22 protein-coding genes are annotated in these 24,929 nt (G+C 49.2%); 7 read left to right on the top strand and 15 right to left on the bottom strand.

The window, feature by feature from the left end; all coding sequences use genetic code 11:
* Nucleotides 1-12 precede the first annotated feature (12 nt).
* From ABY044_RS10990 to ABY044_RS10950, 9 genes are all read right to left on the bottom strand, one after another.
* A complete protein-coding gene (locus ABY044_RS10990; RefSeq protein ID WP_373020666.1) occupies nt 13-1,029 on the bottom strand; it encodes a ChaN family lipoprotein in 1,017 nt (338 codons plus the stop codon).
* A 36-nt stretch (nt 1,030-1,065) separates the two neighbouring features.
* Nucleotides 1,066-2,313, bottom strand: a complete 1,248-nt coding sequence (locus ABY044_RS10985; RefSeq protein WP_373020665.1) for a malic enzyme-like NAD(P)-binding protein — start codon at nt 2,311-2,313, stop codon at nt 1,066-1,068.
* A 118-nt stretch (nt 2,314-2,431) separates the two neighbouring features.
* Entirely contained in the window at nt 2,432-2,866 is a 435-nt protein-coding gene (locus ABY044_RS10980) for a hypothetical protein (RefSeq protein WP_373020663.1), read from the bottom strand.
* 12 nt (nt 2,867-2,878) lie between these two features.
* Complete coding sequence (locus ABY044_RS10975; RefSeq protein WP_373020661.1) at nt 2,879-3,550, bottom strand: nitroreductase; 672 nt, start codon at nt 3,548-3,550, stop codon at nt 2,879-2,881.
* A gap of 1 nt (nt 3,551) precedes the next feature.
* Nucleotides 3,552-4,037, bottom strand: coding sequence for a hypothetical protein (locus ABY044_RS10970; protein WP_373020659.1), 486 nt, complete (start codon nt 4,035-4,037; stop codon nt 3,552-3,554).
* Nucleotides 4,038-4,045: 8 nt separating this feature from the next.
* Nucleotides 4,046-4,756, bottom strand: coding sequence for an SDR family oxidoreductase (locus ABY044_RS10965; protein WP_373020657.1), 711 nt, complete (start codon nt 4,754-4,756; stop codon nt 4,046-4,048).
* A gap of 90 nt (nt 4,757-4,846) precedes the next feature.
* Nucleotides 4,847-5,476 (bottom strand): DUF47 domain-containing protein, encoded by a 630-nt coding sequence (locus ABY044_RS10960; RefSeq protein WP_373020656.1) that lies wholly within the window; start codon nt 5,474-5,476, stop codon nt 4,847-4,849.
* Complete coding sequence (locus ABY044_RS10955) at nt 5,469-6,515, bottom strand: anion permease (RefSeq protein WP_373020655.1); 1,047 nt, start codon at nt 6,513-6,515, stop codon at nt 5,469-5,471. Before ABY044_RS10955 ends, ABY044_RS10960 begins: the two co-directional genes overlap by 8 nt.
* Nucleotides 6,516-6,759: 244 nt before the next feature.
* Nucleotides 6,760-7,002, bottom strand: a complete 243-nt coding sequence (locus tag ABY044_RS10950) for a GlsB/YeaQ/YmgE family stress response membrane protein (RefSeq protein WP_373020654.1) — start codon at nt 7,000-7,002, stop codon at nt 6,760-6,762.
* 266 nt (nt 7,003-7,268) lie between these two features.
* Between ABY044_RS10950 and ABY044_RS10945 the strand changes: the two genes are divergently transcribed.
* Nucleotides 7,269-9,314: a methyl-accepting chemotaxis protein gene (locus tag ABY044_RS10945; protein ID WP_373020652.1), complete on the top strand. Its 2,046-nt coding sequence runs from the start codon at nt 7,269-7,271 to the stop codon at nt 9,312-9,314.
* A gap of 137 nt (nt 9,315-9,451) precedes the next feature.
* Here the strand turns inward: ABY044_RS10945 and ABY044_RS10940 are convergent, their stop codons facing one another.
* The 5 genes from ABY044_RS10940 to gpmI form a co-directional block, all read right to left on the bottom strand.
* Nucleotides 9,452-10,861, bottom strand: coding sequence for a glutamate synthase subunit beta (locus ABY044_RS10940; RefSeq protein ID WP_373020650.1), 1,410 nt, complete (start codon nt 10,859-10,861; stop codon nt 9,452-9,454).
* Between the two features lie 23 nt (nt 10,862-10,884).
* Nucleotides 10,885-15,375: a glutamate synthase large subunit gene (gene gltB, locus ABY044_RS10935; RefSeq protein WP_373020648.1), complete on the bottom strand. Its 4,491-nt coding sequence runs from the start codon at nt 15,373-15,375 to the stop codon at nt 10,885-10,887.
* A gap of 185 nt (nt 15,376-15,560) precedes the next feature.
* Nucleotides 15,561-16,316 carry an endonuclease/exonuclease/phosphatase family protein gene (locus tag ABY044_RS10930; RefSeq protein WP_373020646.1) on the bottom strand — a complete coding sequence of 252 codons (756 nt, stop codon included), beginning with the start codon at nt 16,314-16,316 and terminating at the stop codon, nt 15,561-15,563.
* Between the two features lie 16 nt (nt 16,317-16,332).
* The gene (gene cls, locus ABY044_RS10925; protein ID WP_373020645.1) at nt 16,333-17,739 is read right to left on the bottom strand and encodes a cardiolipin synthase; all 1,407 of its coding nucleotides are present in this window, start codon (nt 17,737-17,739) and stop codon (nt 16,333-16,335) included.
* A 207-nt stretch (nt 17,740-17,946) separates the two neighbouring features.
* Nucleotides 17,947-19,518, bottom strand: a complete 1,572-nt coding sequence (gene gpmI / locus ABY044_RS10920) for a 2,3-bisphosphoglycerate-independent phosphoglycerate mutase (RefSeq protein ID WP_373020644.1) — start codon at nt 19,516-19,518, stop codon at nt 17,947-17,949.
* 98 nt (nt 19,519-19,616) lie between these two features.
* Between gpmI and ABY044_RS10915 the strand changes: the two genes are divergently transcribed.
* From ABY044_RS10915 to ABY044_RS10900, 4 genes are read left to right on the top strand one after another with little or no spacing between them, the layout of a single operon-like run.
* Entirely contained in the window at nt 19,617-20,060 is a 444-nt protein-coding gene (locus ABY044_RS10915) for a rhodanese-like domain-containing protein (RefSeq protein ID WP_373020643.1), read from the top strand.
* 41 nt (nt 20,061-20,101) lie between these two features.
* Nucleotides 20,102-20,356: a glutaredoxin 3 gene (gene grxC / locus ABY044_RS10910; RefSeq protein WP_373020641.1), complete on the top strand. Its 255-nt coding sequence runs from the start codon at nt 20,102-20,104 to the stop codon at nt 20,354-20,356.
* A 45-nt stretch (nt 20,357-20,401) separates the two neighbouring features.
* Entirely contained in the window at nt 20,402-20,848 is a 447-nt protein-coding gene (secB, locus tag ABY044_RS10905; RefSeq protein WP_373020639.1) for a protein-export chaperone SecB, read from the top strand.
* Between the two features lie 28 nt (nt 20,849-20,876).
* Nucleotides 20,877-21,908, top strand: coding sequence for an NAD(P)H-dependent glycerol-3-phosphate dehydrogenase (locus tag ABY044_RS10900; RefSeq protein ID WP_373020637.1), 1,032 nt, complete (start codon nt 20,877-20,879; stop codon nt 21,906-21,908).
* An 88-nt stretch (nt 21,909-21,996) separates the two neighbouring features.
* Here ABY044_RS10900 and ABY044_RS10895 read toward each other — a convergent pair whose 3' ends face one another.
* Nucleotides 21,997-22,461, bottom strand: a complete 465-nt coding sequence (locus tag ABY044_RS10895; protein ID WP_373020635.1) for a tRNA (cytidine(34)-2'-O)-methyltransferase — start codon at nt 22,459-22,461, stop codon at nt 21,997-21,999.
* Nucleotides 22,462-22,475: 14 nt separating this feature from the next.
* Between ABY044_RS10895 and ABY044_RS10890 the strand changes: the two genes are divergently transcribed.
* The gene (locus ABY044_RS10890) at nt 22,476-23,423 is read left to right on the top strand and encodes a dihydroorotate dehydrogenase (protein WP_373020633.1); all 948 of its coding nucleotides are present in this window, start codon (nt 22,476-22,478) and stop codon (nt 23,421-23,423) included.
* Between the two features lie 33 nt (nt 23,424-23,456).
* Complete coding sequence (gene tyrS, locus ABY044_RS10885) at nt 23,457-24,647, top strand: tyrosine--tRNA ligase (protein WP_373020631.1); 1,191 nt, start codon at nt 23,457-23,459, stop codon at nt 24,645-24,647.
* The last annotated feature ends 282 nt before the right edge of the window (nt 24,648-24,929 follow it).

Here is a 24,929-nt window from a genome sequence, read left to right as displayed (position 1 = left end):
GCTAAAAAACGTTTAGAGACAAGGTTTAGCGTCGGCGTTTTTGAAAAGGCTTTTCATGATTTTCTGGCGGTAAGAGGCGCTCACATACTTGTTTGGCTGTGATTGTAGAAGATAGATGAAATCGCCTTGTTTGAAATCTTCCGGACTGGTGATCGGATGCTGAGGCATCAGGGTGTGGATCGGACTGATAACGCTGATTTTAAGGTTGGGTGCCATGCGGTGCAGAGCGGCGACCGTCCCCAAATGACCGTTGCTGTGAAAGGCGCCGTTGAGATGCAATACCTGATAACCCGGATTGTCCCGTAAGGCTTGCAAGATACTCTCGGCCATGGTGTTGTCGCGGACGATCTGCGCTTGATAACTCTTGAGTGCGGCATTGGCCGAAAGGTGCCGGACTTCTTGAATCCAACTCTGATATTTCTGTTCATAGTTCGGGATGTCGGCAAACGGTTCGTCCGCAATCCAGTTTCGTTCGGTGCCGGGAAGCTTTTCCACGTACTTGTCACCTTCACGACCGATGCAACGCACGATGTCCGTCGGTGCATTGGCAGCCACGACCGGCAGAAAATGCTGTTTCGCGAACTCGATTAAAGGCCGGTAAGATGACGTGTAGTTCTCCCAGGCCGGGGCTTCGTTGACCAGATAAGCTTCGCCGATTTCATTGTCCAGATAACGGTCTAGAATCGGCTGTTGCTGACGTTCGAACTGTTCCATCGACAATATCTGTTTGGGTCTGCGTTGGTAAAGTGCGTTTTGAAGTTGCGATTCCAGCAGGTGCGACGCGTGATTACCGTGGAATTCGCCGATGAAAACCACATCGCTGTCGACGAGCCGATCGGCCATTTCATCAACGGAAATCGGCTTCTGGGTCGTGCCGTCTAACAAGATATAGTCGTAAAGGGTGTCCAGCGCAGGCAGGGTTGTTGAATCGCCGGATTGAGGAAGCAGCGCGCAACCGTTCAAAAGAACGGCCAGACCGAATCCCAAGATTAGATTCAACTTGTTGAGATGCGCTGCCTTTTTACCCATTAAGAAATCACCCGGCCTGTTCGAAGTCGTTTTAGTTTAGATGAATTCTTCCACTTTTGCGTGCATCGGCAGTCTGGCGACGCCGGAGCGGATTGCCGCTTCACTGACCGCCTGGGAAACCACGTTGAACAGGCGCGGGTCGTTGGGTTTGGGAATGATGTATTCCGGCCCGAATTCCAACGAGTTTAAACCGTAGGTTTTGATGACCTCTTTAGGCACGTGGGTCTGAGCGAGTTTTTTCAAAGCGTGCACCGCTGCGACTTTCATCGGCATGTTGATTTCGGTGGCGCGTACGTCCAATGCGCCGCGGAAGATATAAGGGAACCCGAGTACATTGTTGACCTGGTTTGGATAGTCGCTGCGTCCGGTCGCCATAATCACGTCTTTGCGGGCGTGCAATGCCAGCTTGGGGTTAATTTCAGGGTCGGGATTTGCCATGGCGAACACAATCGGTTTTTCCGCCATGCTCATCAGCATATCGACGCTTAGAATATCTTTGTCGGAGACGCCGAAAAACACGTCCGCATCCTGCACCGCATCCGCCAACGTGCGTTTGTCGGTATCGCGTGCAAACGGTTGTTTGTAAATGTTCAGGTCTTTACGTTCGGTCGTGACCACTCCGGTACGATCCACCAATAGAATGTTCTCGGGAGTCGCTCCCAACTCGATCAGTAAATGCATACAGGTCAAGCCCGCCGCTCCGGCGCCGACGCAGACGATTTTGGCATCGCGCAGAGTTTTCTCTTGTAGTTTCAGCGCGTTCAACAGTCCGGCGGCGGAAACGATGGCTGTACCGTGTTGGTCGTCGTGAAACACAGGGATGTCGAGTTTTTCCTGCAAGGCTTTTTCCACTTCGAAGCATTGCGGCGCAGCGATGTCTTCCAGATTGATGCCGCCGAATGTGGGGGCGATGTTGGCGATGGTTTGCACCAGTTCGTCGGTATCGGAACAATCGATTTCAATATCGAACACGTCAATGTTGGCAAAGCGTTTGAACAGCATGCCCTTGCCTTCCATTACCGGTTTGCTTGCCAGAGCGCCGGTATTCCCCAAGCCCAGGACAGCGGTGCCGTTGGAGATGACTGCGACCAGATTACCTTTACCGGTATAGCGATAAACGTCGTCCGGTTTTTTTTGGATTTCACGCACCGGTTCGGCAACTCCGGGGCTGTAAGCCAGACTTAAATCACGTTGGTTTTCACACGGTTTGGTGAGCGCCGTTTCCAGTTTTCCCGGTTTCGGCAGCTCGTGGTAATGTAAAGCATCGTGGCGAAAGTCACTCATGGTTTGCTCGCTTTGTTACATTGAACGAATGGTAGAGGGATAGATTGTAAAACAAAAAAAGCTTGGTTTGCACGGGGTTTTGCGTATTAAGTGTAAGTGTCACATTTTAGTAATGTTTTTAAGGTGATAGGCGCGATTTTACATCGACCATCCCGCCGGACAGCCAACCGTGTAATGTGGTTTTTGTCAGTAGCAGGCAAGGCAGTTGCAGCAACACTAAGTTCAGGAGTAACAGGTCGCCCGGAAACCATATCCAAAATAGCAGGGTGGCGAAGCTGGCCGTATACAGCAGGGCGTGCAGTAGTTGATGCGGTTTGGAATAAGTCTGTTTCCAGTGGGTATTCTGTAACGCCATGCCGGGCAGGCGGTAGTTAAAGAATAGAATCGAGATCAGGTTTTCCAACCAAAACAGACCGATGAAAATCCACTTCAATTCCAGTGTCGAGAAGTTCAACCATAGGAAAGGAAGCAGCATCACAAAAGCGACGCCGATATTGACGAGCGAAGTGAACAGCTTTTCCAGAATGTTGGTTTCCCGAAAAGCCGTATTCATCGTATTTAAATCTTATTCGAAGAACTGGGTGAAGTTCTCGACCGGTTCGCGGTCGGTGCGGTACTGGTTGACCGGATGGCGGGTATCTTCATAACCTAATGCCATACCGCAGATCAGCAGTTTGTCGTCGCCGTAACCGAGTTCGCTGCGGACGATATTCGGGTATTCGCCCAAAGCGCCTTGCGGGCAGGTCGCCAACCCTTCTTCAATGGCCAGTAACATGATGTTTTGCACAAACATACCGTAGTCGAAATAAGAACCGGTTTGCAGACAGTCGTCCATCCAAAAAAACAGCATCACGGGGGCGTCGAATGCACGGTAGTTTGCCGCCCATTGCGCCATTTGGCGTTCCTTGTCCTGTCGGTCGATCTGCAATGCGCCGTAAAGACGTTTGCCGGTTTCGACTCGGCGTTGTTTGTAAGGCGGCTTCCATTCGTCGGGGTAGTAGCTGTAATCCATCTTGCCGCGTTCGCCCGTATGGAATTTGTCCAATATCGCCTGTTGCAGACGTTGTTTGGTTTCGCCCGTCACCACCGACACCTGCCAAGGCTGGGTGTTCACGCCCGAAGGCGCAAAGCGCGCACGGTCCAGAATGCGATGAATGACACGGGTTTCGACAGGGCTGTCAGTAAAGGCCCGAACCGAATGACGTTGTTGGATGGCTTGGTGAACGGCGATGCTCATATTAGTAACCTTGATAAATAAAACGGTAGATACAAAGTAATAGGGACAAAAAACCTATAGCAATTGGAAATGCATAGGTAAAGTGCAGCCATGTCATATATCTGAGGCTTGATAGATTAGCTTTACAAAATAAGCGCTGAAATAGGCTTTTCTCGAAGGCTATGCTTCCTAGATGGGACGTTTGCTCTTTCCACTCCTGTCTAGCTGTTCTATATCCAGGATAGGCGTAGATAGAAAATGCAATCAAGAAATACAGACATATGAGAAATAAAATGCCAAACAGAAAAGAGGGGTCGATGCCTGTAAATTTCAGTCCAAAAAAATCGATTTCACCAGAAACGTTACTCCAAAAAGCAAAAATTATCGCGCTGGAAATAGCTAACAGGTTGCGTCTCTCCATTCTGACGAAGTCATCATAGGAGTTACGCATAATTGAATCAATTTTTTCAGGTTCTCCATGCGTAGTTCTTTCTTTGTGCATTGCCATGTGAATGGTTACCTTGGTAGAGACCCATTGTTGATGTCGATACAGACGCCGTTGATGTATTCGGGGCATTCGGTTCCGAGCCAGTACATGGTGTCGGCGACTTCCTGTGCGGTGGCGAAACGGCCGCTGATGGTGTTTTTTAGAAACGCTTGCTGACGGTGTTCGGGAATACTTTGCAACAGGTCGGTTTCGGTCGGGCTGGGGGCGACGGCGTTGACGATGATCTTGCCCAGGAATGCTTTCGAGAACGCTTTAGTGGCGTTGATCAGTCCCGCTTTGGCGATGCCGTACCAGATGTCCGGATGGCCGATCTGTCCGGCAATGGAGGCGTTGTTGACGACGCGCGGGGTGTAGTCGGACGGTGCGTTCAGTTTTTCTTCCAGCATGGTGGTCAGTTTGACCGGTGCGATCAGGTTGAGGTTCAGGGAGTAATCCATGCGGTCGTCGGGATAGTTTTCGTAGGTGATCGGCTGCAACAGTCCGGCGTTGTTGATCAACACATCGACTTTTTCGATCTGTTCAACCAGTTCCGGCAGTTTGTCGACTTCGCTTAAGTCGAATTGGGTGCAGGTGACCAGCGGGTGGTTCTGGTAATCGAATACTTCCTGGTTGCTGAAATCGCGCGCAATGATCTGTACTTTATCGCCGGCTTCCACAAAGCGTTGGGTTAATGCCAGTCCGATGCCTTTGTTGCCGCCGGTGATGACTACGTGTCTCATGAGATTTTCCTAATATTGATTGATCCATGAATATTAACAAAAAAGTCCGCCGAGGGCGTGTTCAATGCACAGAGTTTACGGCGCGATGGATCAATTCATCTTGACCAGAATGTCTTCCAACGAATTAGCGCAGATCTGGAAACGCTTACCGATCTCTTTAAGTTGCAGCAACAATTCGCGGTGAATGAACATTTCCTGCAAGTTGTTGCTCTTGGAGAGCTGCGCCATTTTCTCCACATAGACATCGACCAGTGAATCGTAGTTGTCTCTGACCCTTTGAGCTTCGTTTGCAACAGCGAGGTGTTCTTTGTCGATCAGTTGTTCAAACCCGCTGGCCAAATGGTCGGCGCTTTTACAAATGTGGAAAAATATTTCGCCGTAACCATTGTGCAGTTGCTCTACTTCATAAGCTTTGGCTTCGATAATGAAGTGGCGAATGCTGATGGCGAGCCAGTCTAGTTGAGTGATGATGCGGAAAATGGATTCGCGGTCGATCGGCGTGATGAAGCTATTGAGCAATTCGTTCATATTGCTCTCTCTGATGCTTTTGGCCTGATGCTGATCTTCTATGATGGCTTTACATCCGGTTTCATCCCCTTCGATAAAGCACGCTTGCAGTTCATGGGTGATGCGTTTAATGGACTGGGCGTGCTGGTTGAGGGCACCGAGAAAGTCGACCTCTTTCGGTAGGACGTACTTTTGAAGCAGAGACTTAAACATGATTACCTCCGATCAGGTAGAAAATGAGAGCGGCGTAAATAGCACCCAACGCCATTGAAATCGGCACGTTCAAAAACCAACCCGCCACAATGCCCTTGGCTTTGAGCCAGTTGACGTGACGCGGTTTTTCCGCCGCACCGTTACCGATTAACGTCGCCGTGACCACCTGGGTGGTGGAGGTCGGGGCGCCGATCAGGGTGGCCAGTGTATTCACTACGGAGGCACTGATCTGGTTGGCGACCGAGTGGACAACTCGAATACGGTAGATTTCGAATCCGAGTGTCTTGATGATGCGCCATCCTCCGAAAAACGTGCCCAGGGTGATGGCGGAGGTACAGAGTAGTATTGCCCAGAACGGAACCTCGAAACTTTGGGTTTGACCCGAAGCGAGCAACATCATGCCGATGATCGCCATGCCTTTTTGTGCGTCGTTTGCGCCATGCGAGAACCCCAGCCAGGCGACACTGAAATATTGGGAAGCCACAAACAGGTTGCGGATGCGGTAGGTGAAGTTTCTGAATACGTTCAGAAACAGCTTCATCAGTAAAAAACCGATCAGCAAACCGAGAAACGGGGAAGCGAACAGGCCGGCGACGACTTTCATGACGCCTTCGAGGTGGCCGTTGATTAACGCATCTACTCCCCAGTTGATGTTCTGGTTGCCTAAAAGCGCCAGACCCGCACCGACCAATCCTCCGGCCAATGAGTTGGAGGATGAAGAGGGGTAACCCAGCTTCCACGTGATGAGATTGTAGGTAATGGCGGCCATCAAAGCGCCGATTACCAGACTTTGCGCCAGATGAACGTGAACCCCCTCGATATCGACGAAGGTGCCCACCGTATCGGCGACCGCCAATCCCATCAATAACGGTCCCAGGAAAGTGAAGAAGCCGGCGATAAGGATTGCGACGGAGGTTTTCATGGCGCCGGATGCGATGGCGGTGGCAACCATGTCGGCGGCATCGTGGAATCCGTTGGTGAAGTCGTATAAGGCCACGGTGACGACGACTAAAATTAAAAGTATAAAGCTCAGTTCCATAGGGCGTCGAGAAGGTTGGGGTTGGTTCGGATCATGTGTGTTGAATCGAATGGATGAATCTTAACAAAAAAGTTCGAGAAGGTAATTGTTATGCGTAATTTCATTCGGCTTTATAAAACGCGTGGTTTGTGCAAAAGAGTCGAAAGTTGAGTGTGCGGGAATGAGAGTGGTTTGGGGAGAAGTATTCGTTGACTGACAGGCATTCGTTTAGACAAGTCAGTCAACTTTAGAAGAAGAGGAACTCTTAAGCTTTTTTAACCAGTTTGACGATATAAAGCAACAGTACGGCGCCGAGTGTGGCGGTGATGATCGAACCGATTAACCCGTTGGCGGAAATGCTGAGCAAGCCGAATACAAAGCCGCCGATAATGGCACCGACAATCCCGACAACGATATTACCAAGCAGTCCGAAACCGCCGCCTTTCATGAAAGTACCCGCTAACCATCCCGCGACGGCGCCAATGAGTAAGAAAATAATGATATTCATGTGATTTACCCTTCGTTATTTATAGGTTGTTTTTGACGCTTCAAGCGTGTCATGGACTACAGTATACGTATTTATGATTAATATTTAATAGATTTTTTATACCTTGAGAGACATTTCGCAGCTGTAAAAACAGACTTAGACACAATGTAAGTATTCGATTTTCTTTGTTTTTTCCTAAGAGGAAATATTTTTAAATATTAGCCGGTGTTACAATGCCATTTAGTATTTTCATTGGTTGGGCTATTTATTTGGAGGCACACTGATTCATGGCTCTATTGAGATTAAATAAAATAAGTCACAAGATTATTTTGCCGATCGGTTTGTTGGCTTTGCTTTCAGTGATCGGATCCATATTCATTTTTAATCAGATTGAAACCGTTGTCGAAAAAATTGACCAGGCAAAAAACCAAAGTGTTCCATTTGCCATGACGGCCAAAGAGATGGACCGTGATGTGGTTGAAGTTCAGCAGTGGCTGACCGATATTTCCGCTACGCGAGGATTGGATGGTCTGAACGACGGTTTTGACGAAGCCGAGAAGGCGCGACAAAGATTCTTGGACGGCGTTGACGCCTATAAAGAGCTGTATAAAGACAACCCTCAGATGCTTCAGGAGCTGGCAAGATTGACCGACGCGTTCGAGAGTTGGTACGAAGTTGGCAAGAAAATGGCGAACGCCTACGTTTCCGGTGGTCCTCAATCCGGTAACCAAATAATGGGTAGTTTCGACCAACAGGCTGAAAACCTGGCACAAGTTTTGGAACCATTCGTTAATCGTCAGTTGCAGGAAGCGGATACGCTCCTGTTCGACGTCGATATTGCGGCCAATCAATTGGTGACCATACTGTTTGCAGCTCTCTCCATGATGATCGTTGTCATGGTGCTAGGGAGTCTGTTGCTTTCACGTAATATCACTTCTTCCATTTTAGGACTGCAGAAAACCATCGACGAGGTGAGTCAGTCCGGTGAATTGAAACACCGTGCGGAGATTTCCGGAAAAGACGAAATCGCCCAGATGGGGAACTCATTCAACGAACTTCTGCAACAGATGGAATTGACCATCGAAGAGACGAATACCGTTGTCGGTGCAATTGCCAGAGGCGAATTCGACCAGGAGATCAAGTCGGAATTGAAAGGCGATTTCGAGCGCTTGAAGCAAGGCGTTAACGGCAGCGCTCAAAGTGTCCGGTTCACCATGCAGGAGCTAGAGAAAGTCATGTCCGGATTGGATCAGGGCGACTTCTCTATAAGAATGGATCCGAAGGTAGAGGAGAGCTTCCGAAACAAGGTCGACAATTCCATGAGTTCCATAAACCGGATATTGAGCGAGATCAATCAGGTTATGAGCGCTTTGAATGACGGCGACTTTTCGGCCAGAGTCGAATCCGATGCCCAGGGCGACCTGTTGAATTTGAAAGAGAATATCAACGAATCCACCGGACGCTTGGAAGCGGCGATAGATGAAATTGTCTTTATTGCGACCGAGCAGGCCAGTGGTAATCTGAATCAAAGATCCAGCCGCCATTTTGAAGGCCAATTAGCGAAACTCCAGCAGGTAATCAATGCTTCGTCGGATAAATTGAAACAGACCATTTCGCATGCGATGCACGCATCGGACAGCGTTTATGGTGCGGCTGTCGAGTTATCCAAAGGAACCCAGACCCTGAACGAGCAAGCACAAGAACAGGCGGCCTCTTTGAACCAGTCTGCAAAAACCGTTGACGAGATGGGCAGTTCCGCACAACAAACGGTTGCACAAGCTCAGACAGCGGCCAAGGCGACCACTGAGGTTCAAGCGCAAGTGGATCAGGGGCAGGAGGTCATGAAGCAGAGTATTCTGGCGATGGAGAAAATTGAGGAATCGAGTCACCGGATTTCGGACATCATCCAGTTGATGGACAGCATCGCATTCCAGACTAACCTGTTGGCACTTAACGCGGCCGTTGAAGCGGCGCGTGCCGGCGAAGCAGGAAGAGGGTTTGCCGTGGTCGCTGGCGAAGTCCGTAACCTTGCACAAAAATCCACCGACGCGTCCAAAGAGATCAAAGCATTGATTGAAGACAGTGTCGAAAGGGTGAACGAAGGTACGAGATTGGCGGTAAGTTCCGGGGAAGTGTTGAATCAGATTAATGAGTCGATCCGTCAGGTGACCGATGAGGTCGATAGTATTGTGAACTCGTCAGAGCGACAATTATCTGATATTCATCAGATTCATACCGCCTTGAATCAAATCAACCATTTGACTCAGCAGAATCTGAACCTGGTGATGGCAAGTGATCAATCCGCGGAAAGTATGCGCGAACAATCGCAGTAGCTCAAGGAAGAGATGGCGTTCTTCAAAATCAATTGAATCAACTTAGTTTCAAGATAATAAAAAAGCCCGCAAGGAGATAATCTCTTTGCGGGCTTTTTTGATTTGGTCGGCGCTGACCAAACAGGCCTGTTCGGTTCTTAAACTTCCAAGAAGTCCAAGATACCTTCAGCGGCTTTGCGGCCTTCTGCAATAGCTTCAACCACCAAGCTGGAACCGCGAACCATGTCACCACCGGCAAACACTTTCGGGTTGGTCGTTTGGAACTGGTAAAGCGACTTGTCGGAAGCAACCACGCCGTCCCAATTGTTGACTTCGATATTGAAGTCTTTAAACCATGCTGGTGGATTTGGTTGGAAACCGAATGCAACGATAACGGCGTCACAAGGAATGATCTGCTCGGAACCTTCAACCATTTCCGCGCGACGACGACCGTTTTCGTCCGGCTCGCCCATGCGGGTTTCGATAACCTTGATCCCTTCGACTTTGCCGTCGCCGATCACTTCGACCGGAGCCAAGTTGAATTTGAACTGAACGCCTTCTTCTTTGGCGTTTTTAACTTCGGCACGTGAACCCGGCATGTTTTCTTCGTCACGACGGTAAACACAATAAACTTCGTCCGCTTCCTGACGGATGGAAGTACGGGTACAGTCCATCGTGGTATCACCACCACCCAGTACAACCACTTTTTTGCCTTTCATGCTGATGAAAGGTTCAGGATCGTTCGGCATGCCCAATTCGTTTTTGACGTTACCGATCAAGAAATCCAACGCTTTGTATACGCCCGGTAGGTCTTCACCCGGGAAACGACCGGCCATCGGCTTGTAGGTTCCCATTCCTAGGAAGACGGCATCATAGTCGTCTAATAGGGTTTGGAACTGGATGTCTTTACCGATTTCGGTGTTGCAACGGAACTCGATGCCCATGCCTTCCAGGATTTCACGACGACGTACAATGATGTCTTTATCCAGTTTGAATTGCGGGATACCGAACGTCAAAAGACCGCCTATTTCAGGTTGTTTTTCAAAGACAACCGGCTTAACGCCGTTACGGATCAGGATGTCCGCCGCTGCGATACCGGCAGGACCCGAACCGACGATGGCGACTTTCTTGTCGGTCATCTTGATGTTGGAAAGATCCGGTGTCCAGCCTTGAGAGAGTGCCGTATCGGTGATGAATTTCTCAACGGCACCGATGGTGACCGCACCGAAGTTGGTATCTTCAAGCGTACACGCCTGTTCGCACAGACGGTCTTGAGGGCAGATACGACCACACATCTCCGGTAGAGAGTTGGTCTTGTGAGAAATTTCGGCGGCTTCCATAATGTTGCCTTCCGCAACCAACTTCAACCAGTTAGGGATGTAGTTGTGTACAGGGCAAGCGAATTCGCAGTATGGGTTACCGCAATGCAGACAACGATCGGCCTGAGCCATCGCGTCTTTCATTTCAAACGGAGCATAGATTTCTGCAAATTCTTGCGTACGCTCGACCGCTGCCTTCTTTTCGGGAAGCTGGCGGTTCAGTTCTAAAAATTGTCTTACATTTGGCATTTTTAAATTCCTTCCAGATTCTCTTAGTTGGCTTCGGTTGCAAATAATTCAAATAGTGAATCAATGCTGATCGCACGCGACTTAACAAGCCAGAAGTCACCGATATAGCGGCTGAAGTTGTTCAATACTTCACGACCCCATTTACTATCGGTCTTTTCAACATATTCAGTAATCAACGCTTTCAGGTACACACGGTACTCTTCGGTTGCTTCGGTATCGATGCGGATCGCTTCGACCATTTCGCCGTTCAGCTGGTCCGGAAGAGAACGGTTTTCGTCAAGGATGAACGCCATACCGCCCGACATACCGGCTCCGAAGTTGACGCCGACTGCGCCCAGGCTGACAACGGTACCACCGGTCATGTATTCACAACCGTGATCGCCTAATCCTTCAACCACAGCGGTTGCACCCGAGTTACGCACTGCGAAACGCTCACCACCGGTACCGTTGGCGAACAATTTACCGCCGGTTGCACCGTATAGACAAGTGTTACCGACAATCGGCGTGTTTTTCGCGTCAAACGTACTGCCTTGAGGCGGACGGATAACGATCTCACCACCGGCCATACCTTTACCGACGTAGTCGTTCGCATCCCCTTCAAGGTGAAGATTCAGACCGTCAACGTTGAAACCACCGAAAGACTGACCGGCGATACCGGTTAGTTTCAAGGTGATCGGCGCGTCTTTCATGCCGTCGTTACCGTAAAGTTCGGCGATTTCACCGGCAACACGCGCACCGATTGAACGGCCGGTGTTCACCAGTTTGAACGAGAAAGTACCGCCGCTTTTCGCTTTGATAGCCGGTAGTGTCTCTTTCACCATCTCTTCCGCGATGTCTCCGTGATCCCAAGGGTTGTTGCGATCAACTTGAACGGTTTGCGGCTTGTCAGCCGGTACGCCGCCATCGCTGATGAACGGAGTCAGGTTGATGTTCTTCTGTTTCTCGGTCAACGGGTTGTCGATGACTTTCAACAAGTCGACACGTCCGACCAATTCACCTAGAGAACGCACACCTAATTTAGCCAGCCATTCACGGGTTTCTTCGGCGACGAAACGGAAGTAGTTCATAACCATTTCAGGCATACCGATGAAGTGTTCTTTACGTAGACGTTCGTCTTGCGTTGCAACCCCTACCGCACACGTGTTCAAGTGACAGATACGTAGGTATTTACAACCTAGTGCAACCATTGGAACCGTACCGAAACCGAATGATTCCGCACCTAGAATGGCCGCTTTGATAACATCAAGACCGGTTTTCAAACCACCGTCCGCTTGCAGGATAACCTGACCGCGAAGGTCGTTGGCACGTAAAGTTTGGTGTGCTTCAACCAAGCCCATTTCGAACGGGTTACCGGCGTATTTGACCGAAGTCATCGGGCTCGCACCCGTACCGCCGTCGTAACCGGAGATGGTGATCAGGTCGGCATAAGCTTTTGCAACACCGGCTGCGATGGTTCCGACACCCGGTTCGGCAACCAGTTTCACCGAAATCAACGCATTCGGGTTAACTTGTTTCAAATCGTAGATCAGCTGAGCCAAATCTTCGATCGAGTAGATGTCGTGATGCGGAGGAGGCGAAATCAGAGTAACACCCGGTACTGAATGACGCAGCTTAGCGATGGTCATATCGACTTTGTGGCCCGGTAGCTGTCCGCCTTCACCCGGTTTCGCACCCTGTGCAACCTTGATCTGCAATACTTCTGCATTACGTAAGTAGTGTGCGGTTACACCGAAACGTCCGGAAGCGATCTGCTTAATCTTAGACATTCTTTCGGTGCCGTAACGTGAAGGATCTTCCGCACCTTCACCTGAGTTGGAGCGTGCGCCTAAACGGTTCATTGCCGTTGCCAAAGCTTCGTGCGCTTCAGGAGATAATGCACCTAAAGAAATACCCGCAGAGTCGAAACGCTTGTAGATGGATTCTACCGGCTCGACGTCGTTAAGATCGATCGACTCAATACCGTCTTTGAATGTAATCAAGTCACGGATGGTCATCGCCGGACGAGTGTTAACCAGGTCACGGAACTTGTTGTAAGCGTTTTGATCGTTTTTCTGAACCGCTTCACGGATGCTGTTAACCACGTCCGGGTTGAATGCATGGTATTCGCCACCGTGAACGTATTTGAACAAACCGCCTTGCTGCAGAGGCTTGCGTGGGTTAAACGCTTCCCAAGCCAAACGACGCTGGTCTAGTTCCAAGTGGTTGAAGTCAGTTCCTTCGATACGTGAAGGCGTACCTTTGAAACATAGGTCAACGATTTTAGACGTCAAACCGACGGCTTCGAATAGCTGTGAACCACGGTAAGAGGTAATGGTTGAGATACCCATCTTAGAAAGGATTTTGTACAACCCTTTGTTAATCCCTTTACGGTAGTTTTTGATGTAAGTGCTGATCGGCGTGTTCGCATCCAATTCGTTGGTGCGACGCATATCGTCGATACTTTCGTATGCTAGGTACGGGAATACCGCCGTTGCACCGTAACCGAACAAGACCGCAAAATGATGCGGGTCACGTGCGGTGGCCGTCTGTACGATGATATTGGCTTCGGTACGTAGCCCTTCGCTGATTAGGCGGTGGTGTACCGCACCGGTTGCCATTGCAGCCGGAATCGTGATTTTGCCTTGCTCGATTCCCAAGTCGCTTAATACCAACAAAGTGATACCGGAACGTGCCGCCGCAACCGCTTGATCGCAGACTGCCACAATTGCCTGTTCCATGTCTTTTTCTTCATGGTTGTAGTGCAATGAAATCACTTGGTTCTGGTAGTCTTTGTCGTCCATGCTCATCAATTGTTCCATCATTGACGGACTCAATACAGGCGATTGCACTTCAAGACGACGAGCGTGTTCAGGGCCTTCTTCAAACATGTTCAATTCACGTCCGAAACAGGTGTTCAAGGACATGACGATGTTTTCACGTAGCGGATCGATCGGCGGGTTGGTTACCTGCGCGAACATCTGACGGAAGTAATCGAAAATAGAACGCGGCTTGTGCGAGAACACCGGTAGCGGAGCATCGTCACCCATGGAAACGGTGGCTTCCTGTGCGTCTTCCGCCATGACGCGGATAACCGCATCACGTTCTTCAAACGTAACTTGATAGTATTTCTGATAGGTGTCTGCGGTGTTTGAATCCCAGTTAAGCGTCTGTTCGGCTTGCTCCATTTTTTCTTCAATGCGCATGTAGCCTTGATCCATCCACTCACAGTACGGCTTGGCCGACTTAAGTTGGTTATCGATCTCTTCAGGCTTCAATAGCGTACCGCTTTCAAGGTCGACCGCAATTAATTGCCCAGGCTTCAAGCGGCCTTTTTCAACGACGTCTTCCGGCGCGTAATCATAGACACCGATCTCGGATGCGAATGTGATGTGACGGTCTTTGGTAATGACGTAACGAGTTGGACGTAAACCGTTACGGTCGACACCACAGATCGCGTATTTACCGGTGTTGATAACCATACCGGCCGGACCATCCCAAGGTTCCATGTGCATGGAGTTGTATTCCAGGAACGCTTTCATGTCCGGATCCATGTGCGGCATGTTCTGCCATGCAGGTGGAATCAACAGACGCAATGCCTGGAATACCGGCATGTCACCCATCATCAACACTTCAAGCATGTTGTCCAATGAGTTGGAGTCGGAACCGGATTGAGCAACCAGAGGTTTCAAGTCAGCCAAATCAGGCAGTAATGGCGTTTCGAACTTGCTCTGACGCGCCAACGCCCAGTTACGGTTACCACGGATGGTGTTCAACTCACCGTTATGTGCCAAGAAGCGGAATGGCTGAGCCAGACGCCACTGCGGCATGGTGTTGGTTGAGAAGCGCTGGTGGTACGAAATAATGGACGATGCAAAGGCGTCGTTTTTCAAGTCAAGATAGAACTCAGGTAGTTCTCTTGGCATGACAAGGCCTTTATACGAAAGCAACTGGGTGTTCAAAGAAGCAATATAGAACGTTCCGTCTTGCGGTTCGATTTCCATTTCGGTTTTACGGCGAGCCGTAAATAGCGCACGGTTGAATTCGGCTTCGGTCATGCCGGACGGTGCATTGACAAATACCTGTTCAATTACGGGCTCCATACTGGAAGCCTGTTCTCCAAGCACGCTTGAATTAACCGGAACTTTACGCCAGCCGGCAACGATCAACCCTTTGTTGATTAGTTTTTCTTCCAGGGTTTTACGCGCTAAATCGGCTTTGGCGGCATCTTGGTTAAGGAAAACCATACCGGCAGCATAAATTTCAGCCAGTTCGAATCCTGACTCGGCGGCTACGCCGGATAAAAAGCTTTCCGGTTTTTTGATTAACAGTCCACAACCGTCTCCTGTGCAGCAGTCGGCTGCAACCCCACCGCGGTGGGTCATGTTAGCTAGAGACTCAATGGCCGTTTGAACGACCCAGTGACTTGGTTTGTCGTCCATGTTGGCGATCAAACCGAAACCACAGTTCTCCTTTTCAAACTCAGGAGAGTAGAGGCCTGTTAGATTTAGGCCGTTTGGGGATTGTAATGGGTTCATAATTCCGTGTCCTGTCCGTCAAAATCCGATAAAACAAGCAGTCAGCTTCTTTTATAACCGATTGTTATATAAGGATTTTGTATGTTTTCAGCGCGTTTAAAAAATAAAAATTGGTGCGAGATTATACTTTATCTATGCATTTGGAATCAAATTGTACCATTGTTTTTCGCTTATCTGGCACGGAATTATGGCTGGAAACGCGGCAGACAGAAGGTTGCGATCAGTGGGTTGTGATCCGAGATTTCAGGTACGTGGAGTGCGTTGGATTCTGTCAGAACCAAATCGCGAAAAAAGATGTGATCGAGCGGCTGGCGCATTAGGGTTTTGATGTTGTGGCTGTCCGGGTATTCGACCTTTTTCAAGCCAAGTTGATCAGTTGCGTGATGTAGGGTTTTTAAACGGGTTCGATTCCAGGTGTTGAAGTCGCCGCTGATAATCATCGGGCCTTCCAGGTGGGCGAGTTTGCTCCATAGCAGCTGCAGTTCTTTTTTAAATAACGTATGCGGTACGAAGTTGATGGCGTGGATATTAACGTGTGTCAGCCAGTTGCCGTCATTGAGCGGGTGGGTGGTGATCAGTGCGGTTTTATGGGTCATGATGCCAAGTTCGCGGGTTTGTGTCAGGCATTGGTGGTGTGGTGTGATGCCGGAAGTGGAAGCAGTCAAAACGCCGTAGTGATTTTTTTGGGTTTGGATGTTGGGTGCCATGACAAAAGGCAGGTCGAAAAATTTGCTTTGCATTGGCCGGGTGGCGGCCTCCTGTAGCGACAGGAGGTGAGGTGTGCGGATAGAAAGCAGGGTTTCGATCGGACGATGGATGTAGTGTCCGAAATCGACTTTTTGCAGGTTCCAGGTCAGCAGGGTGAAGCAGTCAGGAAGGGGATGTTCCGATTGTTCCAGCGGGTGTGCATGGGATAGGGGTGTGAATTTAGGTTTGTACATTTCGCTGCTCTGGGCTTCAAAGGATCGGGGCGACGATACGCGTCAGGTTTTCAAACAGCTTGCGAATCCGGTTGCCGCTGGGTTGATAAGGTTGGCTATGGTTTTGCAGTTCCTCTAACCATGCGGACATCGTTTGGATGAGCGGTTTTGAATAGATGAAATTAACCACCTCGTGGTTGATGAATAGCGAGCGGTAGTCGAAATTCGCGGAACCGATAAGCATGGATTGCTGGTCGATCATAATGAGTTTGGCGTGCAGCATGTTGTCTTGATAGTATAAGAGTTCACCGCCCACTTCGCTGAGTTCCCGCATGTAGGAACTGCGTCCGAGATCGAAAATAAGGTGGTCGGAGGTTTCCGGGGTGATTAGGGTGACTTTGACCCCGCGTTTAACCGCAATCAGCAGGGCATGCATAATCGCACTGTCGGGGATGAAGTAGGGTGTAACGATTTGGATGCTGTGTTTAGCCAGATAAATGCTGTGCAACAGGGTTTCAAACAGGGCGTCGCTATTGATGTCCGGTCCTGAAGGAACGACTTGCATGATTTCGCCTTGCTCCGAAGCGCTGTTGGCGGGAGGTTTGGGGTCTTCCAGTCTTTCATCGGTCGTGTAAAACCAATCCTCGTTGAAGACGTACTGGTAGTGGAAAGTGGTGGGGCCTTGGATTTTAAACATGAGGTCGATCCAACGCCCGTTTTTTGGTTCGGTTTCTCGACTGCCCAAGTAATCGTTGGAAAGGTTCATGCCGCCGGTCAGTAAAGTGGATTGATCGAACAGGTAAATTTTACGGTGGTTTCTTAGGTTGACCCGGCTTTTAAAAAAAGAGTGGATCGGCGGTTGAAAGAAAGCGTATTGGCCGCCGGCTTGAATAAGTGGTTCCAAGCGTTTGCGGTTAAGGTAGAGGGAAAACGAACCAATGGCGTCAAGCAGTAGGCGGACTTGAACGCCTTGCTGCGCTTTGCGGATTAAGGCGTTCAAAATGGTTTTTCCGGTTGAATCTAATTCAAAAATGTAGGTTTGAATGTGAATGCTGTGTTCGGCGTTCTCGAGTGCGTCCATCAGGATGTCGAAGGCTTCGACGTCGCTGTTGCAAAGACGGACCTGGTTGCCGTTGGTGGTGCCGGCAATTTGATTGGATTGTAGTAGCCGGTCGAGTTGCGACGCCAATTCGTTGTCGGGTTTAGTGACGGAGACGGAACGCATGGCGATAGGAGGTTTCTCGCGTTTGTAGAGGAATTTCCTCGAGCCGAACACGATATACAGTATCACGCCGAGAATAGGCAGTAGCAACAGGGTGAGTAGCCATGCCATCAGGTTCTGTGGCGATCGGCGTTGATAAAGCATGTGGATGACGGTGGCGATCACCATGGCGATGTCGAAAAGGTAAAGCCAGAACAACGGTTGGTTGATCGAGAAAGTCATTTATCCTTCCCATGTGATGTTGGATTGATTGGGTAATCTGTCGGATAGGATAAGGTGAAAGTCGTCAATTATCCAGTGCGGATTGAATGGGACGTGTGTGATCGGTGTGAATGGAGTGGAATTTAAAACGAAACAGGCCCGCCGATTTTAAAAATGGGCGGGCCTGTTTCGGAGCGTAAGCCCCTATGAATTAAGCTTGAATTAAGCTTAAACGCATAGGCTCTTACCGGTCATCTCTTCCGGCTGTTCAAGCCCCATGATGTCTAGCATCGTAGGCATTACGTCAGGAAGTGTTCCACCATCGCGAAGAGTGCATTTGCGAGGTCCGAAGTAGACGCAAGGAACCGGGAAAGTGGTGTGGGATGTTAACGGTTCACCGGTTTCAGGGTCTTGAAGCATTTCCATGTTACCGTGGTCGGCCGTGACGATGACTTGACCGCCGGCTTTTTCGATTGCAGCTAACATTTTGCCTAACGCTTCGTCAACGGCTTCAACCGCTTTGATACAAGCAGGGAAATTACCTGAATGCCCGACCATATCCGGGTTGGCGATGTTGCAGATGAACGTGTCGTATTTGTCCGATTCGATCGCTTCCACTAACTTCTCGGTTAATTCGCCGACGCTCATTTCCGGTTGAAGGTCATAGGTGCGCACTTTCGGAGAAGGAACCAGGATTCGGTCTTCGCCTTTGTACGGTGCTTCAACACCTCCGTTTAGGAAGAAGGTGACGTGGGCGTATTTTTCGGTCTCGGCGATGCGAAGCTGCGCCAAGCCTAATTTTGATACATATTCGCCGAAGGTGTTTTTAAGCATCGTCGGACGGTAAGCGATGGTCGCGCCGAAGTTTTCAAAGTTCTTGTTGTATTCGGTCAGGGTGACGAATGCAGAAAGCACCGGTGTTTTGCAACGGTGGAAATCACCGAAGTCACTCATGATGAATGCCTGGGTTAGCTGGCGTGCACGATCCGAACGGTAGTTCATGAAAATGATCGAGTCGCCGTCTTTCACTCTGGCTTTCTTGCCTTTTTTGCTTGGAATAATGGTTGGCTGAATGAATTCATCCGTTTCGTCACGTGAATAGGCCATTTCAACCGCTTCTTTTGCAGATGCCGCGGTAAATTCGGCTTCGCCGCAGCAGATGACATTGTAAGCTTGTTGGATTCGTTCCCAACGGTTGTCACGGTCAAGCGCGTAGAAGCGGCCGGTGACAGAGGCAATGCGTCCGCCGCCGATTTCTTTCATGTAATTTTCGATGTCTTCAATGTACCCCAGCGCACTCTTAGGAGCAGTGTCGCGGCCGTCGGTGAAGATGTGCAGCAAGGTTTTTGCTCCGCGTTCTACCGCTAGCTTCAAGGCAGCTTTGATGTGGCTGATGTGCGAGTGCACGCCGCCATCTGAAAGCAGACCTAGGATGTGAACCGAATGATCACGTTCAGACGCTTTATCAATGGCGCTCAAAAGGGCGTTGTTGTCGAAGAAGCGACCGTCGTCGATGTCTTTTTGGATGCGTGTCAAATCTTGATAGACGACTCGTCCTGCTCCAAGATTCAAGTGACCGACTTCGGAGTTACCCATCTGACCTTCCGGTAAGCCGACCGCCATGCCGGATGTATGGATGAGTGTATTTGGGTGGTTGGCGACCAGTTTATCCCAGTTCGGGGTGTTGGCTTGAGCGATCGCATTGTATTCGACTTCTTCTCGGTGTCCCCAGCCGTCCAGGATGATCAATCCTGTAGGACGATGTTTGATTTGCTTTTTGGGCTTTGGTTCTTGACTCATCGTTTTATCTACCATAAAAAATTGGAAATTCGATTTATTGTAGCGAGTTTCGCTGTTAAAATCATTAGCTTTGATTGAAGTCTATCAAGGGAATATGAATGTTTATTGAATTTGTACAAGAGCAGCAGCTTTTGTTTATTGCTTTGGTCGTTGTTATTGCGATGCTGATGTACAGCTATGTGGGTGACCGTATTGCCGGTTATAAAAGCGTAGGAACCGACGAGGCAATCCGTTTATACAACGATGACGCGTTTTTGTTGGATGTGCGCAGTGCGGGAGAGTTTAAAGAAGGCTTTATCGGTAACGCGGTGAACATCTCAGTGACGGAACTTGCCAAGAATCTTGATCGAATCACCGTAGACAAAGATCAGCCGATTCTGGTTTATTGTATGACCGGAGCGCGCTCCAGTCGTGCGGCGTCGATCCTGGTTAAGAACGGTTATACTAAAGTAATTAACTTGTCGGGCGGCATTAATGCTTGGAAGAATGCCGGCTTGCCGGTTGAAAGCGCTTCACGTTCAAAAAAAAACAGAAAAAAGTAGCCTCTAATTCTAGTGGGGCTGCAAAGAAAGGAGAAGTCAAGATGGCTCAAGTCGTGATTTACAGTACTCAAACCTGTCCTTATTGCAACATGGCTAAACGCCTTTTGGATTCAAAAGGGGTGAGTTACGAAACCATTGATGTGGGGAACGACCGACAGATGTGGGCGGACATGGAAGCGAAGACCGGTCGTAATACCGTGCCTCAGATTTTCATCGGCGATCATCATGTGGGCGGTTTTGACGACCTTTCGGCAGCAGATAAACGTGGTGAGATTGATGCGTTGTTGAACGCTTGATCTTGTTGCAAATTCGGATACAAAACAGTAATTCAAGGAATAACCATGTCTGAAACGACACAGCAGCAAAAATTTATTATCCAGAAGATCTACACCAAAGATATCTCTTTTGAGTCTCCGAACTCGCCGGGAATCTTCACAACCGAGTTCAAGCCTCAGTTGGAAGTGAACTTGAATGTTGAGAGTACAGCTTTGGAAGAGGGGATTTTCCATGTTGTGTTGCGTGTTACGGCAACGACTAAGGTTGAAGAGCATACTGCATTCTTGTGTGAAGTAGAGCAGGCCGGGATTTTTACCTTGGAAGGATTTGAGGAAGAAGAGTTGGCTTATTTGTTGGGCGCTCAATGTCCGAATGCTTTATTCCCTTATGCTCGAGAAGTGGTTTCGGACTTGGTTGCTCGCGGCGGATTCCCTCAGTTGTTGTTGGAGCCGGTAAACTTTGATGCGATGTATCAAGGTCATTTGCAAAGCCAAACTGAGCAGACGCAATAATACTTTCGCTGACTTTTGAGCTGGAAAGATGACGCAAGTAAAGTCTCCATTGAACATTGCCGTCGTCGGCGCCGGAGCCTGGGGAACGGCTTTGGCGATCCATCTTGCTCGTGCCGGACATCGGGTCGGGTTGTGGACGCACAATCCTCACCAGGCAAAGCAATTACGAATTCAGCGTGAGAACGCCAAATATCTGAAGGGGATTCCGTTCCCCGAAAGTTTGGTTGTCAGTAGCGAATTTTCCGAAGTGCTGAAGGATGTCGACGCGGTTCTGGTTGTGGTTCCTAGCCATGTTTTCAAGGAAACCTTGAGCCAGGTGCATTCGGTGATTGACGGTCGTAAAGTCCATTTCGCTTGGGCGACCAAAGGTTTCGAACAGGAAACCGCTTCCTTGCTGCACCAGATTGCCGCCGAGGAATTCGGAGAAGCTCAATCGATGGCGGTGTTATCGGGACCGACGTTCGCCGATGAAGTGGCGAAAGGGTTGCCTACCGCGATGGTTAGTGCTTCCGTTGATGAATCCGAAGCGCAGTTTTGGGCACAAGCCTTTCATCACGATAACTTTAGAATGTACACCCAGAACGATATGGTGGGTGTCGAAATCGGTGGCGCCTATAAGAATATTATGGCGATCGCAACCGGTTTGAGCGACGGTTTGCATTTGGGCGCCAATGCGCGTGCGGCGTTGATCGCTCGCGGCATGGCTGAGATGATGCGTTTCGGTCAGGCGTTGGGCGCCCATCCCGAGACCTTGATGGGATTGGCGGGGTTAGGCGATTTGGTGTTAACGTGCACTGATGATCTGTCGCGTAATCGTCGTTTTGGTTTGCAGTTGGCTCAAGCGCCGGGCACGGCCGATGAAATTATGAAGTCGATCGGTCAGGTGGTCGAGGGTGTAAAGGCAGTCATGGCGGTGAAACGCATTGCCGAACGTTACGATTTGGATTTGCCGATTATGGAGCAGGTCTATCGGATTGTGACCGATGCTTGTTCGCCTGAAGAGGCGGTTCGCGAGTTGATGGCTAGGGATGGACGTCGAGAGACGGAAGCGTTGCAGTAACCACGTGTGAAAGCGGTGCTGGCCTGTTTGTTTTGATGCAAAGGCGATCTTTAAGGGTCGCCTTTTGTTTTATAAGCTTCGGTTGATTTTACAGCGACATATCGAAGCCGAGTTGGCGCCAGGCTTCATAGGCAACAACGGAAACGGCGTTGGCAAGGTTTAAGCTGCGGCCGCCCGGAATCATCGGAATCGTCAAGCGCTGATCTTCCGGTAAGCTTTGAATGACTTCGGCCGGCAGTCCACGGGTTTCCGGGCCGAATAAAAATGCGTCTCCGTTTTCGAATTGCGGTTCGGTATAATAGCGCGTGGTTTTGGTGGTCAGCGCAAATACGCGATTGGGTTTGATTTTATCCAAGCAGGCTTGCAGGCTTTCATGCTCCTGAAGATTGGCCAGTTCTGCATAATCCAAGCCGGCACGGCGTACCTTTTTTTCACTGAGATCGAATGCGATCGGGTGAATAAGATGCAAGTGCGCACCCATATTGGCACTGAGTCGAATCAAGGCGCCGGTGTTTTGGGGAATTTCAGGTTCATATAAAATAATGTGCAACATATAAGGTGTATTCTATGATCGATTTATCGGTGGATATTTGTGGAATGAAGTGCAATTCGCCTGTGGCTATGGCCTCGGGGAATGCCGGTTATGGCATAGAATACCAGTCTGTTTCAGGCTTTTCCAATTTGGATGTTGGTGCAGTGTTTCTTAAGGGAACTACTTTGGAGCCTAAGTTGGGGAATAAGCCGGACCGTGTCATGGAATCCGCCAGTGGGTTGTTGAATTCCATCGGTCTGCAAAACCCGGGCGCGCATGAGGTAATTAACCGTTATTTGCCTAAATTGGATTTGAGTCAGTCGCAGTTCATTATAAATGTGTCGGGTTCCTCGATTGAAGAGTATGCGGAAGTGGTGCGTTTGTTCGATCAGACGGCTTTACCTGCGATGGAGATCAATATCTCTTGTCCGAACGTGAAAAAAGGCGGCGCGGCGTTCGGTAACGACCCGGATATGGCGGCAAGAGTGGTTGAGGCGTGTCGCGCCAATACCGCCAAGCCGTTAATTGTTAAGCTGTCGCCGAACCAGACCGATATTGCCGAAGGGGCGCGTCGAGTGATTGAGGCCGGTGCGGATGCTTTATCTGCGATTAATACCTTGATGGGAATGCAGATTGACGTTTATTCGCGCAAGCCGACGCTGGGAAATAACCAGGGTGGTTTGTCCGGTCCTGCAATCAAGCCGGTGGCTTTGCTGAAGGTACATCAGGTTTATCAGGTGGCGAAACAGCACGATATTCCAATCATCGGTTTGGGTGGCATCGCCAGTGCCGAAGATGCGATTGAGTTTTTCCTGGCGGGAGCTTCGATGGTGGCGATCGGAACGGCCATCGCCAAAGATCCGTTGTTGGTCAAAAAGGTCAACAAGGGGATTGCAGAATATATGCAGAAAAACGGCTATAAATCCGTGTCGGAAATGACCGGCCTGTTGGAATTGAATACCGATACCGTCTTGTGCGGATAAAGAATTTATTAAGTTTAAGATAAAGAAGTAAAAATGAAATCAGTTAAAGAGCAGTTAGCGATTATTAAGCGTGGCGCAGAAGAAATTCTGGTCGAGAAGGAATTGATAGAAAAGTTGGAGTCCGGTAAGCCGTTACGCGTTAAAGCCGGTTTCGATCCTACGGCGGCGGATTTACACCTTGGTCACACAGTTTTAATTAATAAGCTTAAGCAGTTTCAGGACCTGGGTCATGAGATTCTGTTTTTGATTGGTGACTTTACCGCGATGATTGGTGATCCGACCGGAAAGAGTCAGACACGCCCTCCTTTGTCTCGTGAAGAGATTGAAGCCAATGCAGCTACTTATAAAGAGCAGGTGTTTAAAATTCTGGATCCGGCCAAAACCAAAGTGGTATTTAACTCGGAATGGATGTCTAAAATGACGGCCGAGGATATGATTAAGCTGGCGGGTACGGTCACGGTTGCTCGTATGTTGGAGCGTAACGATTTTTCGGACCGTTATCAGTCCAATACGCCGATCGCGATTCACGAATTTTTGTATCCGATGGTTCAGGGGTACGATTCGGTTGCTTTGGAAGCGGACATTGAGTTGGGTGGAACCGATCAGAAGTTCAACCTGTTGATGGGTCGTACCTTGCAGGGTCACTTCGGTAAGTCGCAGCAGTGTACTCTGACCATGCCGATTCTTGAGGGATTGGACGGCGTTCAGAAGATGTCTAAGTCGTTGAATAACTATATCGGGATCAAGGATGAGCCGAATGATATGTTCGGGAAAGTGATGTCGGTATCCGATGAATTGATGTGGCGTTATTACGAGTTGTTGAGTTTTGAGAGCATCGAAACAATTGAAGGTTACAAGCAGGCAGTTGCCGATGGCGAGAACCCACGTAATATAAAAGTGAAGTTGGCAATGGAATTGATTGCTCGATTCCACTCCGAAGAAGCCGCTCAATCTGCATTGCAGGATTTCGAGACCCGATTCAGTAAGAATGCGATCCCGGACGAGATGCCGGAATTTACTTTTGAAGGTGAGATGCCGTTGGCTACTTTGCTTAAGGATGCCGGTTTGGTTGGTTCTACTTCCGATGCGCATCGAATGACTAAGCAGGGTGCGGTTAAGATTAATGGCGAGAAGGTAGATGACAGTCGTGCATTAATGCCGACAGGTACAACCAGCGTTTATCAGGTTGGTAAACGTAAATTTGCCCGAGTCACTATTAAATAATCCGATTCATATAGCTGTTTGTATATTTAATACATATATAGATATATATATAAATAAGCGACACTCTTTATATAAAGAGTGTCGCTTTTTTCGTTTATGGGGTTTTGAAAGTTAGGGTTTGAATGCTGTGTTTTGTCGTACATAGGCCATAAATGTGAACAACTCTGTGGATAACTTATGAGTAAGTTGGTAGTAAGGTTGAGGTTTCAAAAAAGTGTCAAAAAAGATGAAAAAAAGCGCTTGAAGGGGTTGCGCAGTTCTGAAAATTCTATAGAATACGCC

The organism is Thiomicrorhabdus sp., from assembly GCF_041583835.1.
Taxonomy (GTDB): Bacteria; Pseudomonadota; Gammaproteobacteria; order Thiomicrospirales; family Thiomicrospiraceae; genus Thiomicrorhabdus.
The sequence above is the reverse complement of the archived record's forward strand: the minus strand, read 5'-3'. Positions and strand labels throughout refer to the sequence as shown.

Bases quoted from the DNA above. Each gene is read 5' to 3' on its own strand.
- ABY044_RS10990 (WP_373020666.1), bottom strand. From the start codon at position 1,029: ATGGGTAAAAAGGCAGCGCATCTCAACAAGTTGAATCTAATCTTGGGA.
- ABY044_RS10985 (WP_373020665.1), bottom strand. From the start codon at position 2,313: ATGAGTGACTTTCGCCACGATGCTTTACATTACCACGAGCTGCCGAAA.
- ABY044_RS10945 (WP_373020652.1), top strand. From the start codon at position 7,269: ATGGCTCTATTGAGATTAAATAAAATAAGTCACAAGATTATTTTGCCG.
- ABY044_RS10895 (WP_373020635.1), bottom strand. From the start codon at position 22,461: ATGTTGCACATTATTTTATATGAACCTGAAATTCCCCAAAACACCGGC.
- grxC (WP_373020641.1), top strand. From the start codon at position 20,102: ATGGCTCAAGTCGTGATTTACAGTACTCAAACCTGTCCTTATTGCAAC.
- ABY044_RS10890 (WP_373020633.1), top strand. From the start codon at position 22,476: ATGATCGATTTATCGGTGGATATTTGTGGAATGAAGTGCAATTCGCCT.
- ABY044_RS10900 (WP_373020637.1), top strand. From the start codon at position 20,877: ATGACGCAAGTAAAGTCTCCATTGAACATTGCCGTCGTCGGCGCCGGA.
- ABY044_RS10965 (WP_373020657.1), bottom strand. From the start codon at position 4,756: ATGAGACACGTAGTCATCACCGGCGGCAACAAAGGCATCGGACTGGCA.
- ABY044_RS10970 (WP_373020659.1), bottom strand. From the start codon at position 4,037: ATGGCAATGCACAAAGAAAGAACTACGCATGGAGAACCTGAAAAAATT.
- tyrS (WP_373020631.1), top strand. From the start codon at position 23,457: ATGAAATCAGTTAAAGAGCAGTTAGCGATTATTAAGCGTGGCGCAGAA.
- ABY044_RS10950 (WP_373020654.1), bottom strand. From the start codon at position 7,002: ATGAATATCATTATTTTCTTACTCATTGGCGCCGTCGCGGGATGGTTA.
- secB (WP_373020639.1), top strand. From the start codon at position 20,402: ATGTCTGAAACGACACAGCAGCAAAAATTTATTATCCAGAAGATCTAC.
- ABY044_RS10940 (WP_373020650.1), bottom strand. From the start codon at position 10,861: ATGCCAAATGTAAGACAATTTTTAGAACTGAACCGCCAGCTTCCCGAA.
- ABY044_RS10980 (WP_373020663.1), bottom strand. From the start codon at position 2,866: ATGAATACGGCTTTTCGGGAAACCAACATTCTGGAAAAGCTGTTCACT.
- ABY044_RS10930 (WP_373020646.1), bottom strand. From the start codon at position 16,316: ATGTACAAACCTAAATTCACACCCCTATCCCATGCACACCCGCTGGAA.
- ABY044_RS10915 (WP_373020643.1), top strand. From the start codon at position 19,617: ATGTTTATTGAATTTGTACAAGAGCAGCAGCTTTTGTTTATTGCTTTG.
- gpmI (WP_373020644.1), bottom strand. From the start codon at position 19,518: ATGAGTCAAGAACCAAAGCCCAAAAAGCAAATCAAACATCGTCCTACA.
- gltB (WP_373020648.1), bottom strand. From the start codon at position 15,375: ATGAACCCATTACAATCCCCAAACGGCCTAAATCTAACAGGCCTCTAC.
- ABY044_RS10955 (WP_373020655.1), bottom strand. From the start codon at position 6,515: ATGGAACTGAGCTTTATACTTTTAATTTTAGTCGTCGTCACCGTGGCC.
- ABY044_RS10960 (WP_373020656.1), bottom strand. From the start codon at position 5,476: ATGTTTAAGTCTCTGCTTCAAAAGTACGTCCTACCGAAAGAGGTCGAC.
- cls (WP_373020645.1), bottom strand. From the start codon at position 17,739: ATGACTTTCTCGATCAACCAACCGTTGTTCTGGCTTTACCTTTTCGAC.
- ABY044_RS10975 (WP_373020661.1), bottom strand. From the start codon at position 3,550: ATGAGCATCGCCGTTCACCAAGCCATCCAACAACGTCATTCGGTTCGG.